At 67.4% G+C, this 15,778-nt stretch carries 9 protein-coding genes; all 9 read left to right on the forward strand.

The features are described 5' to 3' along the window. Nucleotides 1-272: 272 nt before the first annotated feature. The 9 genes from xseA to pcaF all read left to right on the forward strand — a co-directional run bounded on the left by xseA (nucleotide 273) and on the right by pcaF (nucleotide 15,706). Entirely contained in the window at nucleotides 273-1,640 is a 1,368-nt protein-coding gene (gene xseA / locus HD883_RS25825; protein WP_179590255.1) for an exodeoxyribonuclease VII large subunit, read from the forward strand. Between the two features lie 123 nt (nucleotides 1,641-1,763). Then, nucleotides 1,764-2,342: a superoxide dismutase [Fe] gene (gene sodB / locus HD883_RS25830; RefSeq protein WP_179590253.1), complete on the forward strand. Its 579-nt coding sequence runs from the start codon at nucleotides 1,764-1,766 to the stop codon at nucleotides 2,340-2,342. A gap of 167 nt (nucleotides 2,343-2,509) precedes the next feature. Beyond that, entirely contained in the window at nucleotides 2,510-3,892 is a 1,383-nt protein-coding gene (locus HD883_RS25835) for a chloride channel protein (RefSeq protein ID WP_373563482.1), read from the forward strand. Nucleotides 3,893-3,988: 96 nt separating this feature from the next. Further along, on the forward strand, nucleotides 3,989-9,166 hold the full coding sequence (locus HD883_RS25840; protein WP_179590251.1) for an alpha-2-macroglobulin family protein: 5,178 nt from the start codon (nucleotides 3,989-3,991) through the stop codon (nucleotides 9,164-9,166). Nucleotides 9,167-9,336: 170 nt separating this feature from the next. Continuing rightward, entirely contained in the window at nucleotides 9,337-11,859 is a 2,523-nt protein-coding gene (locus tag HD883_RS25845) for a penicillin-binding protein 1C (protein ID WP_373563491.1), read from the forward strand. A 166-nt stretch (nucleotides 11,860-12,025) separates the two neighbouring features. After that, complete coding sequence (locus HD883_RS25850) at nucleotides 12,026-12,715, forward strand: 3-oxoacid CoA-transferase subunit A (RefSeq protein ID WP_179590247.1); 690 nt, start codon at nucleotides 12,026-12,028, stop codon at nucleotides 12,713-12,715. A gap of 10 nt (nucleotides 12,716-12,725) precedes the next feature. After that, a complete protein-coding gene (locus HD883_RS25855) occupies nucleotides 12,726-13,364 on the forward strand; it encodes a 3-oxoacid CoA-transferase subunit B (RefSeq protein ID WP_179590245.1) in 639 nt (212 codons plus the stop codon). Nucleotides 13,365-13,366: 2 nt separating this feature from the next. Continuing rightward, complete coding sequence (locus HD883_RS25860; RefSeq protein ID WP_179590243.1) at nucleotides 13,367-14,431, forward strand: maleylacetate reductase; 1,065 nt, start codon at nucleotides 13,367-13,369, stop codon at nucleotides 14,429-14,431. Nucleotides 14,432-14,500: 69 nt separating this feature from the next. Further along, on the forward strand, nucleotides 14,501-15,706 hold the full coding sequence (pcaF, locus tag HD883_RS25865) for a 3-oxoadipyl-CoA thiolase (protein WP_179590241.1): 1,206 nt from the start codon (nucleotides 14,501-14,503) through the stop codon (nucleotides 15,704-15,706). Nucleotides 15,707-15,778 lie beyond the last annotated feature (72 nt).

Consider the following 15,778-nt stretch of genomic DNA (forward strand, 5'->3'; position numbering starts at 1 on the left):
GCGAGAATGTACGGCGCGGCGGGGCCCCAGGGCAAGCTGACCATCGTCTGAAAGTATCCACAGATTCTGTGGATAATGGTGTGCACAAGTCGGCCCCCGGCCTGAAACCATGCGGCTCCAGCTAGGGTGCCTGCGTTGTGGTCACCGGGCGCCATGCATAAATTTTCAATGAAATCAAAAGCTTATTCGGTAAGAACAAGGCGTATGACAGAGAAATTACTTGACAACCACGACTGGCGCGCCTGTGGACAGGTTCTCGCCCGGAAAGCCTCATGAGCGCTACGTTTGCGGGCGCACATGACGGAATGTCGCGGGAAATTCTCACAATCTCTCAGCTCAACCGCGCCGTGGCGAGTTTGCTGGAGCGCAGCATCCCGCTGATGTGGGTGCGCGGCGAGGTCAGCAATTTCACGGCGGCGGCGTCAGGCCACTGGTATTTCACGCTGAAGGACGGCACGGCCGCGGCCCGGGGCGTCATGTTCCGGGGCCGGGCCAGCCTGGTCGGCTTCACGCCCCGCAATGGCGACCAGATCGAAGTCCGCTGCAAGGTGTCGCTGTACGAGCCTCGCGGCGACTACCAGCTGCAGGTGGAAGCCATGCGACGGGCCGGGCAGGGCGATCTGTTCGAAGCCTTTGTGCGCCTGAAGGAAAAGCTGACGGCCGAAGGGCTGTTCGATGCCGACCGCAAACGCGCGCCGGTGGCGTTGCCCAAGGCGATCGGCGTCATTACGTCGTTGCAGGCCGCGGCCCTGCGCGATGTGCTGACCGCGCTGGCGCGGCGCGCGCCCCATGTGCCGGTGATCGTGTACCCGGCCCCGGTGCAGGGCGAAGAGGCCGCCGGCCGGCTGGTGCAGGCGATAGTGACGGCCAACCGCCGCAAGGAAGTCGACACCCTGCTGCTGGTGCGGGGCGGCGGCAGCATCGAAGACCTCTGGAGTTTCAACAACGAAGCGCTGGCGCGGGCGATTCACGACAGCGCCATCACGATCATTTGCGGCGTGGGGCACGAAACCGACTTTACGATCGCCGATTTCGTGGCCGACCTGCGCGCGCCGACGCCCACGGCGGCGGCCGAACTGGCCTGCCTGCCGCAATCGCAGTGGCTGGCTCGGGTGGCGCAGGCCGCCTCGACGCTGACGCGCCTGCAGCAGCGCCGGCTGGAACGCATGGCGCAGCGGGTGGACCGGCTGGCCGGCCAGCTGGTTTCGCCCCGGCAGCGGCTGGAGCGCCAGCGCGAACGGCTGACGACCCTGTCGCGCGATCTGTCGGGCGCCTGGCGCCACCTGCAGCGGGATCGCGCCGGTCACGTGGCGCTGCTGCGCCAGCGGCTGACCACCGAATTGCCGGATCCGGGCGCCTGCCAGGTGCAGGTGCGGGAACTGGGCCGCCGCCTGCGCCTGGCCGAAGCGGCCTACCTGGCGCGGCTGGCGGCGCGGGTGGACGGCCGGCTGGATCAATTGCGCGCCCTGGGCCCGCAGCAGACGCTGGCGCGGGGCTATGCGATTGCCCGCGACGGCCGCGGCCGCATCGTGCGGGAAGCCGCCGCCCTGAAGGTCGGCGAGACGGTCGATCTGCACTTTTCCGAAGGAACGGCCAAGGCGACGGTGGCGCAGATAGCCCCCGATCTGCCGCTGGCCTAGGCCCTTTTTGCCCGACCTTAACCATTCGTCACGCGGGGACATGACCCCTTTACGCGACAGTTGCCGATAAAATGCGGCGCTGTACCCCTAGCAGTACCCCAAACACCACACAGGAGCTCTCAGATGGAACATACCCTTCCGCCGTTGCCATATCCCATGGATGCTCTGGCGCCGCACATCTCCAAGGAAACCCTGGAGTTCCACTACGGCAAGCACCACCAGACCTACGTCACGAACCTGAACAACCTGATCAAGGGCACCGAATTCGAAAGCGCGTCGCTCGAAGACATCATCAAGAAGTCGTCGGGTGGCGTGTTCAACAACGCAGCCCAGGTCTGGAACCACACGTTCTACTGGAACAGCCTGTCGCCCAACGGCGGCGGTGACGCATCGGGCGCACTGGCCGACGCCATCAAGGCAAAGTGGGGCGATCTGGCCGCATTCAAGGAAGCCTTCAACAAGTCCGCCGCCGGCAACTTCGGTTCGGGCTGGACCTGGCTGGTGAAGAAGGCCGACGGTTCGGTCGACATCGTCAACACCAGCAACGCCGCCACGCCGCTGACCACGTCCGACGTGCCGCTGCTGACCTGTGATGTGTGGGAACACGCCTATTACATCGACTACCGCAATGCCCGTCCCAAGTACCTGGAAAACTTCTGGGCGCTGGTGAACTGGGACTTCGCTGCCAAGAACCTGGGCTGATTCCAGGATCGACGCCTGCGTGACGCCGGACCGGGAAAGCCTCCGTCCGGCGCACGAAGCGACGCGCGGTGCACGGACCTTGCCCCTGGCAGTGTCCTGGCACCGCGTTTTTTTTATCCCCTTTCTTCCGTACCCGTTTCCATCCCCCTAGCAGGCAGGACCTTGCCGTGACGCCACGCCGATTCGACCCGCTGCGCAGCCGTGCGCGGGGCACCCTTCGCCGCAAGCATCGTCAGATGCGGCGCGCTTCGCACAAAACCTTCCGGTACGCGCTGGTGCTGTGCGGCGCGGCGCTGGTGGCGCTGCTGTCGCTGGCCTTTGCGTGGATGGCGGAAATCGCGCTGGCGTGGAACACGCGGTGGACCACCGCGGCGCCGTCGGCGGCGTTTATCATCCTGCCTTGCGCGCTGGCGGCGATCCGCTGGCTGACGCTGCGGCTGGCGCCCTTCGCGCGCGGCAGCGGTATCCCGCAAGTGATCGCGTCCACCACCTTGCCGGTGGACATCGGGCAGGGCGGGCTGGTCTCGCTGCGGCAGGCCTTATGGAAAATTCCGCTGACCGCCGCCGCCTTGCTGGCCGGGGCGTCGGTGGGCCGCGAAGGGCCGTCGGTGCAGGTCGGCGCCGCGGCCATGCTGGCCTGGGGACGCTACTGGCAGTCGCGCATTGGCGTGCGGCTGCGCTTTCGCGCGCATGAACTGGTGGCGGCGGGCGCAGCCGGCGGACTGGCCGCGGCATTCAATACGCCGCTGGCGGGTGTCGTGTTCGCGATCGAAGAACTCGGCCGCGGCGCGGGCGTCCGCTGGGACCGGCTGGCCCTGTCGGGTGTGCTGTGCGCAGGGTTCATTGCACTGGCCATTGCCGGCAACAATCCGTACTTCCACATCAACGACCCCATGCAGTGGGCGGGTGCGGCCTGGGGCTGGACCCTGGCGTGCGCGTTGGTGAATGGAGTGCTGGGCGGCATCTTTGCGGCCACCCTGATCCGGGGCGCGGCTGGCGTGGTGCCGGCCGCCTGGCGCGCCTGGGTGGTGGCGCACCCCGTGCGTCTGGCGTTCGTGTGCGGCATCGTGGTGGCGGTGCTGGGACTGCTCACGCATGGCGAAACCTACGGCACAGGTTATGAGGCGTCGGCGGCTCTGCTCAATGGCCATCCGATCGAATCGTCAGGCTTCGGGATCGCCAAATGGGTGGCCACGGTGGCCTCGTACTTTGCGGGCATTCCAGGCGGCATCTTCACGCCGGCGCTGGCGATCGGCGCGGGCATTGGCGAACACCTGGTGCAACTGGCCGGACCGGTGGCCGACCCCCGTACCCTGGCCTTGCTCTCGATGGCGGCCTTTCTGGCGGCCGCCACGCAGGCGCCCATCACGGCCAGCGTGATCGTGATGGAGATGACGCGCAGCCAGGACCTGATGTTCCACCTGCTGGTCGCCACGCTGCTGGCGTCGCTGGTCTCGCGCCAGTTCTGCCCCCGGCCCTTCTACCACGCCGTGGCGCTGCGTTTCCGCAAGGAAGCCCTTGCCGATGCGCCGCGAACGGCAAGCCCATAACTGTAAGTTATTGCCGTGGGCACTTTCCAAACGGCCGGCTTTGCGCCCTAATACGCCTGGGGAAATCGGGCACATCGGTGCCGACCGGGGAGACGTATGGGCTGGAAAGCAGGCAGGACGGCGGCCGTGGCCGTCGTATGCGGAGTGGTCGTGGCCGCGGCGGGGGCCGCGTGGTGGTGGAACGGGTCGCGTTCGGGGGATGACGGCACTGCCGTCACCGTCGTCGACGGCGGATCCGGCAGCGACACCTTCGTGGCCCTGGATTGCAAGGCCCGCCTGTTCGACGAGTCGCCGGCGCTTGCCGTGACCTTCTCCCAGCCGGTCGACCGCCGCCAGCGCTTCGACAACTACCTGCAGGTGTCCGACCTGGGTGCGTTCAACGCCGCCGATGCCGACGCGTCGGCCGTGTCCGGCAAGCCGGTCGCCACCGACGAAGTGGCCGCCGGCAATGTGGCCAAGGGCAGCTGGGTGGTGGGCGACAATCCCCGCGTCGTGTACTTCCCGGCGATCCAGCCCCAGCGCAAATACAAGATCGGCATCAGCAGCGGGCTGAAGAACGCGTCGGGCCAGACCCTGGACAGCCTGAGCACCTGCGAAGTCGCCAGCGAGGCCATGCCGCCGTCCTTCTATTTCGCCAGCAAGGGCGTGGTGCTGCCCGCCGGCCAGAACGGCGGACTGCCGGTCGTGACCGTCAACACACCCGAAGTGGACGTGCAGTTCCTGCGCGTCGATGCCGCCAATCTGCCGACGTTCTATGAAAGCGCGCTGGGCGTGCGGGGCCCGGCCAAGGCAGCTGAGGCCGATGCCAGCGCCGATGCCGACCCGGATGCCGGATCGGACTATGACAATGACTACGGCGGCAACACCGGTTTGAAAGGCACGGTCAGCCTGTGGGACCTGGACCGCCTCAAGTCCATGTCGCGCAGCGTGTACCAGGGCCGCTTCCTGGCCGACGCCTCCGCCAACCGGCGCCATGTCACCTTCCTGCCGGTCGAAACGATCAAGGAGTTGAAAGAGCCCGGCATCTACGTAGCGGTCATGACGCAGCCCGGACGCTTTCGCGACGAATACCAGGTCACGTATTTCTATGTGACCGATGTTGGCCTGCATGCCCGGCGGTATCCGAATCAGCTGGACGCGTTTGCCACCTCGTTGAAAAGCGGCAAGGCTGTCGGCGATGTGGAATTCGAACTGCTGGATGACAAGGCCAAGTCGCTCGGCAAGGCCAAGGCCGATGGCCAGGGCCACGCGGTATTCACGGGCGACGTGGATGCGGCGCGGGTGCTGCTGGGCCGGCGTGGCAATGAGATGTCGGTGGTGGCCTTGCAGGAACCGGCGCTGGACCTGTCGGAATTCGATGTGGGCGGCTACCCGTCGCGCAACAACAAGCTGTTCGTGTATGCCGGCCGTGATCTGTACCGGCCGGGCGAACGTTTCGACGTGTCGGTGCTGGCCCGCAATCCCGATGGCGCGCCGGTTGCCGCCATGCCATTGACGGCCACCCTGAAGCGTCCCGATGGTCGCGTGATGCAGACCGCCGTGTGGCGTCCGCAGGCCAATCTGCCCGGGTATGTGCAGCAGCCCATCGTGCTGCCCGCCGACGCGCAGACCGGCAGCTGGCTGCTGGAAGTGCGGCTGGATCCGGCGGCGCGCAGTGCCGATGCATCGTGGAAATTCCAGGTCGAAGAATTCCTCCCGGAACGCATGAAGCTGGACCTGCAGTCGCGGCAGCAGATCCTGTCGCCGGGCGACGAATTGAAGGTGCAGGTGCGCGGCGATTATCTGTACGGATCGCCTGCCGCGGGCAATCGTGTGCTGGGCGTGGTGTCGGTGCAGCGCGACCGCCTGGCCTTGCCGACGCAACTGCCCGGCTTCATTTTTGGCGACTTTGCCGACGACAGCCGCAAGCAGCGCAAGGATCTGGAAGAAACCGAACTGGACGAACGCGGCGCCGTGACCTTGACGGTGCCACTGGATGTCGACGGCACGCATTCGCCCATGAAAGTGAAGACGAGTGTCAGCCTGCTGGAATCGGGCGGGCGGCCCGTGGTGCGGTCGATTGACCGCGCCGTGTGGCCGGCCAAGGCGCTGATTGCCGTGCGCCCCCTGTTCGACCGTGACGTGGCGCGCGAAGGCGCGCTGGCCGAATTCGAAGCCGTGCGGGTGGATGCGGCCGGCAAGTTCGTGCCGCTGGAAAGCGCGCAGCTGCGCCTGTACCGCGAAGAACGCCAGTACTACTGGCGCTTCGATGATCAGCGCGGCTGGAACAGCGGCTTTACCGAAAACGAAGACCTGATCGATTCGCGCACCATCGCGCTGCGCGAACGGATCAAGCTGGGCCTGCCAGTCACCTACGGCCGTTACCGCCTGGAGATCAGCGACCCCGACACCGGCGAGACGATGCGCTATCGCTTCTACGCCGGCTGGGGCGCGCAAGATGCCGAAGACATGGGCAACCGCCCCGATCGCGTGCAACTGAAGCTGGACAAGGCGCCGGTGCGGGAAGGCGACGACGTGACCCTGACGATCACACCGCCGCACGATGGCGAAGCCCTGATCGCCGTGGAAGGCGACAAGGTGTTGTGGTCGCAGCGCACGTCCGTCAAAGCGTCGGGCAGCACCATCACCATTCCGGTCGGCAAGGACTGGAAGCGGCACGATCTGTACGTGTCGGTGGCCGTGTTCCGGCCCGGCAGCGAAGGCGATCGCGTCACGCCCGCCCGGGCGCTGGGCCTGATCCATCTGCCGCTGGCGCGGGACGATCGCAAGCTGTCGGTCGCGTTGACGGCCCCGGCCAAGGTGCTGCCCGAAAAGCGCACCACCGTGAAGGTGAAGGTGGGCAACCTGGACAAACGGTCGTCCGAGGCGGCCGATCAGTCGGCGTACGTCACGGTGTCCGCCGTGGACCTGGGCATCCTCAACATCACGCGCTATGCATCCCCGGACCCCTTCGACTTCTTTTTCGGCAAGCATCGCTACGCGCCCGAATTGCTGGACCTGTACGGCAAGCTGATCGAAAAGATGGACGGCACGCAGGGCAAGCTGAAGTGGGGCGGTGACGCGGCGTCGCGCGATACGCGCAGCCTGCCAACCAAGGTGCGGCTGGTGGATCTGTTCAGCGGCCCGGTCAAGCTGGATGCCAGCGGCGAAGCCACCGTGCCGCTCGACCTGCCGGACTTCAACGGCACCTTGCGCATCATGGCCACGGCCTTCACGCAAGACCGTTACGGCAGCGCGCAGGCCGAGATGGTGGTGGCTGCGCCGGTGGTGGCCGAACTGTCCACGCCGCGCTTCATCAGCCCGGGCGACGAGGTGACGTTGGCGCTGGACGTGACCAACCTGAGCGGCGCGCCGCAGAACCTGTCGATCCGTCTGGAAGGGCTGGACCCGGTGCGCATCCGCGAGGGATCACGCACGGTCACGCTGGCCGACAAGCAACGCACCACCCTGCGTTTTGGCGCTGAAGCCACGGGCGCGTATGGACTCGGACGCCTGCGCCTGGTGGTGGATGGCGCACCCGCCGCGGGGTCGACGGAACCGCTGCATATCGTGCGGGAATCGCTGTTGCAGGTGCAGCCTGCCGTGCCGGCCGAGCGGGAAGTCAAACGCGCCCGCGTCGAACCGGGCAGCAGCTTCCGGCTCGAACCGACCTGGACGTCGCGCTTCTATAACGAGTCCGTGACGGTGGGCATGTCGATCTCGAACCGGCCGCCGTTCAACATCGGCCGGCTGGTGCAAGGGCTGCTGGACTACCCGTACGGGTGCCTGGAGCAGACCGCCAGCGCCGCCTATCCGCACGTCTTTATCGACGAGGTGCAGGCCAAGGCCTATGGCCTGACGCCGCGCACCCGCGCCGAACGGGAACGCATGCTGGAAGGCGCCATCGCCCGGATCGCCGGCCAGCAGAAGGCATCGGGCGGCTTTACCTTGTGGGGCGATGGCGCGCAGGAAATCTGGCTGAGCGCCTACGTGACCGGCTTCCTGCAGGATGCGCGGACCAATGGCTTCAACGTGCCCGACACGATGGCGCGGCGCAGCCAGGAATGGTTGCTGACGCAACTGCAGCAGGGCGTGGCCAACATTCCCGCCCTGCCTGCCAATCTGCAGAAGGACCTGGCCGTGGGCACGCGCCTGCGTGACACGGACTACGACGCGCTGCGCAACGGGCATCGCCGGTTTGCCGAACTGGCCAATGCAGCCTATGTGCTGGCCCGTGACCAGAAGGCGCCGCTGTCCACCCTGCGCGTGCTGCATGACAGCTTCCGCAACCGCGCGCGGTCGCCGCTGCCCTTGGTGCACCTGGCGGTGGCGCTCAAGCTGATGGGTGATGAAGCGCGTTCCAAGGTGGCCCTGGACGATGCCATGGCGCGGCCTTACGGCATCGATGCCGGACGAGGCGGCGGCTATGGCGAATGGCTGGGCGACTATGGTTCGCCCGTGCGTGACATGGCCATGAGTTACGCGCTGATGGCGCAGAACAACCTGACCCACCCGCGCCGCGAAGTCATGCTGAATGACCTGGCCGGGCGTCTGGCAGGACGGCCTTACCTGTCCACGCAGGAACAGCTGGCCTTGTTCCTGGCGGCACGCGCGGCCGGTGGCCAGAACGATGCGGCGTGGACCGCGGTGCTGCGTAACGGGGCGAAGGACGAGACCCTGACGTCGCGCACCAGCGAATCGCGCACGGTGGCGGGCGATCAGCTGCAGCAGGGGGTCGAGGTGATCAACCAGGGCACCGATGTGCTGTTTGTCGAAGCCGACATCCAGGGCTATCCGACGGCGCCAGCCGAACCCAAATCCAACGGTGTGCGTATCGTGCGGACCTGGTATGAGGCCGATGGCAAGACGTGGACCGGACGCAGCCTGAAGACCGGCGACACGCTGATCGTGAAGCTGGACGCGACGGCGGACCGGCGGATCGAAGACGGCCTGATCGTTGATCGGGTGCCGGCCGGGTTCGAGGTCGAAAACCTGAACCTGACCCAGGGTGCGGGGCTGGAAAACTGGTCCATCGGTGGCAAGGATGTGGCTGAAGCCCTGAACGATCCGGCCATCAAGCACCGCGAATACCGCGACGACCGCTACGTGGCCGCCGTGCGTATCCAGGGCACCGTGACGGTGTTCTACAAGGTGCGCGTGGTGACCCCTGGACGCTTCGTGGTCCCGGCGCCAGTGGTCGAAGACATGTACCGGCCCGACGTGCGCGGCGTAGGCACGCAAAGCGCCGGCCTGGTGATCCAGGACCCACGCGGGGCAGCAGGTAGCGCGCGCTAAGGCGAAGGGGGATGCGGCGTCGAAAGGAGCAGGATCGGGCCGCGGCGGACGCGGCGCCGGAGGCGGGCGCTGCCGGGGAGGAGGCCGCCAGGAGCGAGGCCGCCGGTGAGCGCGGCGCGCAGGGCAGCGCCTCCGGCCAGGGGTCGCCTCGGGCCAGGCGGCGCGTCGCTCTGAGGCGCCCGGCCCGCGTCCTGCTGGCCACCGGGCTGGTATCAGTGATTACGCTGCTCGCCTTGGACCTGGCTTTCCCGCTGCCCCGCGCCGCGCTGGCCCGGCCCGACGGCGGGCTGGTCGTGACAGCCGAAGACGGAACACCGCTGCGCACCTACCCGAGCGCCGACGGCGTCTGGCGTTATCCCGTGGCCGCCGATCAGGTATCGCCGCTGTATTACGACGCCTTGCTCACCTTCGAAGACCGCTGGTTTTATTGGCACCCCGGCGTGAACCCGGTCGCCATGGCGCGCGCCGCATGGCAGTGGGCGCGCAGTGGCCGGGTCGTGTCCGGCGGATCGACCTTGACCATGCAGGTGGCGCGCATGGTCGATCCGCGTCTGCATTATGGTGACCGTAGCCTGCGCGGCAAGCTGCGGCAGGTGCTGCGCGCGCTGCAGCTGGAATGGCATCTGTCCAAGGCCCAGATCCTGGCGCTATACCTGAACCATGCGCCCATGGGCGGCATCGTCGAAGGCGTAGAAATGGCCAGCCGCGCCTACCTGGGCAAGCCCTCATCCCAACTGAGTCATGCCGAGGCGGCGCTGCTGACCGCGCTGCCCCAGGCGCCGTCGCGCTTGCGGCCCGACCGTGCTCCCGCCGCCGCGCAGGCCGCGCGCGACAAGGTGCTGGACCGCCTGCGCGACCTGGGCACGTGGGACGCCGCCACGGTGGCCGACGCGCGCATCGAACAGGTGATCGTCCAGCCGCTGCGGGCGCGCTGGCTTGCGCCGCTGGCGGCGGAACGGCTGCGGCAGGGCACGCGGGTATTGGCGCGGGAGTCGTCAGCCAAAACGGGGTCCAGGCCGCCCGGTGGTTCGGGCACTGGGCAGGGCCCGAACCCAGCGGCAGACATTGCATCGGGTGCTTCGCGCGGATCCGCGTCTGCGCCATCCGCCGCCGTTCCGCCCGGCCTGCCACTGCGGGCTGCATCGCTGCCCACCACGGCTCGCACGGTCGTCCGGTCCACCCTGGACATCGAACTGCAATCCGCCGTCGAAACCATGCTGCTGGACCGCGTCGACGCCTTGCCGCCCAAGGTATCCATGGCCGTGCTGGTCATGGACAACGACACCCTGGCGACCAAGGTCTACGCGGGATCCGCCGACTTTTCCGACCGGCGCCGCGCGAATCACGTCGACATGGTGCGCGGCGTGCGGTCGCCCGGGTCCACCCTCAAACCGTTCCTGTATGCCATGGCGCTGGACGACGGGCTGATCCATTCCGAAAGTCTGCTGGTGGATGCGCCGCAATCCTTTGGTGGCTACCGCCCCGGCAACTTCCAGGCGGCGTTTTCGGGCCCGGTCAGCGTGTCGGACGCCCTGCAGCGATCCCTGAATGTGCCGGCCGTCGACCTGCTGGACCGGGTCGGTCCGGCGCGTTTTGCGTCCAATTTGCGCGCCGCCGGGCTGCGGCTGCGCATGGGGACCGGGATTTCGCCCAACCTGAGTCTGATCCTGGGCGGCGGCGGCACCACGCTGGAAGAGCTGGTCGCGGCCTACCGGGCGCTGGCGCGCGGTGGCATGGCCGGACAGCCCCGGCTGGAACCTGACGCGCCGCGGGTCGAGGCGCGCATCATGAGTCCGGGCGCCGCGTTTATCGTGCGCGAGATCCTGGAAAACGGCGGCCACCCGGATCGCCCGTTCTACGACGGTCCGCGCGGGCTGGCGTGGAAGACCGGTACGAGTTTCGGCTTTCGCGACGCCTGGGCGGTCGGGGTGACCGACGGCTTCACGATCGGCGTGTGGGTGGGCCGGCCCGACGGCACGCCGAACCCGGGATTCTTCGGCGCCAACGTGGCCGCGCCGCTGCTGCAGGACATCGTGGCCGCCTTGCCCGCGCCACCGCCTGCGCCGCGCAAGCCGCCTGCCGAAGTCACCCAGGTGTCGATCTGTTGGCCCCTGGGGCTGGCCGCATCGGTCACGTCACCTGCCTTATGTCAGATCCGCCGCCAGGCCTGGGCGCTGGATGGCGCCGTGCCGCCCACGCTGCCAGACCGCGTCGCACCTGCCGGACCGATCGAAACGCTGTGGATTTCCCCAATCACCGGCCACCGCACCCGGCCCACCTGCAGCGTGCCGGGCGAACCGGTGCAGGTGGCGCGCTGGCCCACCTATCTGCAACCCTGGCTGGAATCGGGCCTGCTGGCCGCCTACGCCCCGCCGCCCTGGGACCCGGCCTGCCGCGCGGCCGGTGCCCGGTCGGGCCTGCGGATCGAAGGCGTGGACACCGGTGCGCAGTTGCTGCCCGTGCCGGGCGGCCGCGACATTACGGTCGGGGTGCGTGCGTTGGGCGGCAGTGGCACCGTGTGGTGGCTGCTGGACGGCCAGCCGCAGCAGCAATCGCCCGGGACGGCCGCCGTCACCCTGAAACTCAGGGAAAACGGCAAGCACGCCGTGACCGCCATGGACGAAGCGGGGCGCTACGATAGCGTGTCATTCACCGTGCGCGGCCTGCCCGGCACCGCCGCGTCCGGCAAGTAACCCGCCGGCTGCGGGCTTGCGATGACTTGTGGCGCTGCCCGATAAGCAGGATAATGTTTATTGTCCGAACAAAAGTTCGTGTAAAGAACATTTGGATCGACTTCTGACGTAACCAGGCGCGTCCGCCAGACCCGATCTCAGGTCCAGGCCCCGCGCGGAGACATTCATGATCAACAAAATCGTTGCTTCGGTCGCCGAAGCCTTGGCAGACGTCAAAGACGGCTCCACCATCCTGATCGGCGGCTTCGGCACGGCTGGCCTGCCCAATGCCCTGATCGACGGGCTGATCGAGCAGGGCGCCAAAGACCTCGTCGTCGTGAACAACAACGCCGGCAACGGCTACACCGGCCTGGCCGCGCTGCTCAAGACCGAACGCGTCCGCAAGGTCATCTGCTCCTTCCCGCGCCAGTCCGACTCGTGGGTGTTCGACGAGCTGTACCGCGCCGGCAAGCTGGAACTGGAACTGGTGCCCCAGGGCAACCTGGCCGAGCGCATCCGCGCGGCGGGCGCCGGTATTGGCGGTTTCTTCACGCCTACCGGCGCCGGCACGCTGCTGGCCGAAGGCAAGGAAACGCGCGTCATCAATGGCCGTGAATACGTGCTGGAAAGCCCGATCTTCGGCGACGTCGCCCTGATCTCGGCAGACCGCGGCGACCGCTGGGGCAACCTGACCTACAACAAGACGGCCCGCAATTTCGGCCCGATCATGGCGACGGCGTCCAAGCTGGCCATCGCGCAGGTGCGCGAAGTCGTCGAACTGGGCGAACTGGATCCCGAAGCGGTGGTCACCCCCGGCATCTTCGTCAAACGTGTGGTGCAGGTCGCCGCGCAAGCCCCTCAACCCGTCGCCGCATAAGGTAGCCGCCATGAACAAGATGAATCGAGACCAGATCGCTGCGCGGGTGGCCCGCGACATTCCGGAAGGCGCGTATGTGAACCTGGGCATCGGCTTGCCGACCCTGGTGGCGAACCACCTGCCGGCCGACCGCGAAGTGCTGCTGCACACCGAAAACGGCCTGCTAGGCATGGGCCCCGCGCCTGCCAAGGGCAAAGAAGACTGGGACCTGATCAATGCCGGCAAGCAGCCTGTCACCACGCTGCCCGGCGCGGCCTTCTTCCATCACGCCGATTCGTTCGGCATGATGCGCGGCGGCCACCTGGACATCTGCGTCCTGGGCGCCTTCCAGGTGTCGGTCAAGGGTGACCTGGCCAACTGGCACACCGGCGCGCCCGACGCGATTCCCGCCGTGGGCGGCGCCATGGACCTGGCCATTGGCGCCAAGGACGTGTTCGTGATGATGGACCTGCTGACCAAAACCGGCGAAAGCAAGCTGGTGGCGGCCTGCACCTATCCATTGACCGGCGTTGCCTGCGTCAGCCGCGTGTATTCCGACCTGGCGGTGTTCGACATCACGTCGGACGGCGTGCGGGTGATCGATCGGGTGGACGGCCTGTCGTTCGACGAACTGCAGCGTCTCTGCAACGTGCCGCTCCTGAAGGACTGATCGTGGACGCCTTCGTCTACACCGGCATTGCGTCCCGCGTCGTGTTCGGCGCGGGGTCCCTGCAGCACCTCGAACGCGAAATCGAGCTGCTGGGCGCCCGCCGGGCGCTGGTCCTGTGCACGCCGGGCCAGCGCGATCAGGCGGAGCGCGTCGCCGCGATCATCGGCGATCGCGCGGCAGGCATCTTCGACCAGGCCGTGATGCATGTCCCCATCGAGTCGGCGCGGGAAGCGCGCGCCGAAGCGCAGCGGATGGGCGCGGACTGCGCCATTGCGATCGGCGGCGGGTCCACCACGGGCCTGGGCAAGGCGATCGCACTGGACTCGGGCCTGCCCATCCTGGCGATCCCGACCACCTATGCCGGATCGGAAATGACCCCGATCTACGGCATTACCGAAGCGGGTCTGAAAAAGACCGGCAAAGACCTGCGCGTGCTGCCGCGCACCGTGATCTACGATCCGGAACTGACGATCGGCCTGCCCGTCGGCCTGTCGATCACCAGCGGCCTGAACGCCATGGCGCACGCGGCCGAAGGGCTGTACGCGCAAGACACCAATCCCATCATGGGTCTGCTGGCCGAAGAAGGCCTGCGTGCCATGTCGCGTGCCTTGCCGGCGCTCAAGGCCGATCCCGCCGACCTGTCGGCACGCAGCGACGCGTTGTACGGCGCGTGGCTGTGCGGCACCGTGCTGGGCAACGTCGGCATGGCCCTGCACCACAAGCTGTGCCACACGCTGGGCGGCAGTTTCAACCTGCCGCACGCCGAAGTGCACACCGTGGTGCTGCCGCACGCCATGGCCTACAACACCCGCGCCGTGCCGGACGTCATGGCGCGGATCGGCCGGGCGATCGGTTCGCCCGATGACGCGGCAGGCGGATTGTTTGACTTGGCGCAGTCGCAAGGGGCACCGGTCGCGCTGCGCGATATCGGCATGCAGGAAGCCGACCTGGACCGCGCCGCCGACATCGCCGTCGGCAACCCGTATTGGAATCCGCGGCCCATCGAACGGACCGCGCTTCGCCAGTTATTGCAGGACGCGTGGGAAGGCAAGCGGCCCAAGGGCTAAGCTGATATGCACGCGACGATCGCCTTCCTAGTTGAAAATAGCCACTAGTCAAAACATCAGGGACACATCATGAGTTCACACGCTTTCATTTGCGATGCCATCCGTACTCCCTTCGGTCGTTACGGCGGCGCGCTGTCGTCGGTCCGCGCCGACGACCTCGGTGCGATCCCGATCAAGGCCTTGATGGAACGCAACCCCGGCCTGGACTGGGCGGCGATCACCGACGTGATCTACGGCTGCGCGAACCAGGCCGGCGAAGACAACCGCAACGTGGCCCGCATGTCGGCGCTGCTGGCCGGCCTGCCGATCGAAGTGCCCGGATCGACCGTGAACCGCCTGTGCGGCTCCGGCCTGGACGCCCTGGGCACCGCCGCCCGCGCCATTCGTGCGGGCGACGCCGGCCTGATGATCGCCGGTGGCGTGGAAAGCATGAGCCGCGCGCCGTTCGTGATGGGCAAGGCGGAAACGGCTTTTTCGCGCAACGCCGCCATCTATGACACCACCATCGGCTGGCGTTTCGTCAACAAGGCGATGAAAGAGATGTACGGCGTCGACGCCATGCCGGAAACGGGCGAGAACGTCGCCACCGACTACAAGATCGAACGCGAAGCGCAAGACCGCATGGCCTTCGCCAGCCAGAGCAAGGCGGCCGCCGCGCAACGCGCGGGATTCTTCGATGCCGAGATCACGCCCGTGACCATCAAGCAGAAGAAGGGTGATCCGATCATCGTATCGAAAGACGAGCACCCACGCGAAACCAGCATGGAAGCGCTGGCCAAGCTCAAGGGCGTCGTGCGTCCGGATGGCACGGTCACGGCAGGCAATGCGTCGGGCGTGAACGACGGCGCGTGCGCCTTGCTGCTGGCGTCCGAAACCGAAGCCGCGCGTCAGAACCTGACGCCCAAGGCCCGTGTCGTGGGGATGGCGACGGCCGGCGTGCCGCCGCGCGTGATGGGCATCGGCCCGGCCCCGGCCACGCAAAAAGTGCTGGCCCTGACCGGCCTGACGCTGGACCAGATGGACGTGATCGAACTGAACGAAGCGTTCGCCTCGCAAGGCCTGGCCGTGCTGCGCATGCTGGGTCTGGCCGATGACGACGCGCGGGTGAATCCGAATGGCGGCGCGATCGCCCTGGGCCATCCGCTCGGCGCCAGCGGCGCACGTCTGGCCACCACCGCGGTCAACCAGCTGCACCGCACCGGCGGCCGCTACGCACTGTGCACGATGTGCATTGGCGTGGGCCAGGGTATCGCGGTCATTCTGGAACGCGTGTAAAGCGGGCAGGGCACGGCGCCCTGTTCAGGATATGCCCAGGGGCGGTTGACCTGGGCATTTTTTCGTCTGCGA

Origin of the sequence: Pigmentiphaga litoralis, assembly GCF_013408655.1 — a bacterium.
Taxonomy (GTDB): Bacteria; Pseudomonadota; Gammaproteobacteria; order Burkholderiales; family Burkholderiaceae_B; genus Pigmentiphaga; species Pigmentiphaga litoralis_A.

What these genes read in the sequence shown, in the direction of transcription:
- pcaF (WP_179590241.1), top strand. Translation starts at nt 14,501, where the DNA reads ATGAGTTCACACGCTTTCATTTGCGATGCCATCCGTACTCCCTTCGGT.
- xseA (WP_179590255.1), top strand. Translation starts at nt 273, where the DNA reads ATGAGCGCTACGTTTGCGGGCGCACATGACGGAATGTCGCGGGAAATT.
- HD883_RS25850 (WP_179590247.1), top strand. Translation starts at nt 12,026, where the DNA reads ATGATCAACAAAATCGTTGCTTCGGTCGCCGAAGCCTTGGCAGACGTC.
- HD883_RS25840 (WP_179590251.1), top strand. Translation starts at nt 3,989, where the DNA reads ATGGGCTGGAAAGCAGGCAGGACGGCGGCCGTGGCCGTCGTATGCGGA.
- sodB (WP_179590253.1), top strand. Translation starts at nt 1,764, where the DNA reads ATGGAACATACCCTTCCGCCGTTGCCATATCCCATGGATGCTCTGGCG.
- HD883_RS25855 (WP_179590245.1), top strand. Translation starts at nt 12,726, where the DNA reads ATGAACAAGATGAATCGAGACCAGATCGCTGCGCGGGTGGCCCGCGAC.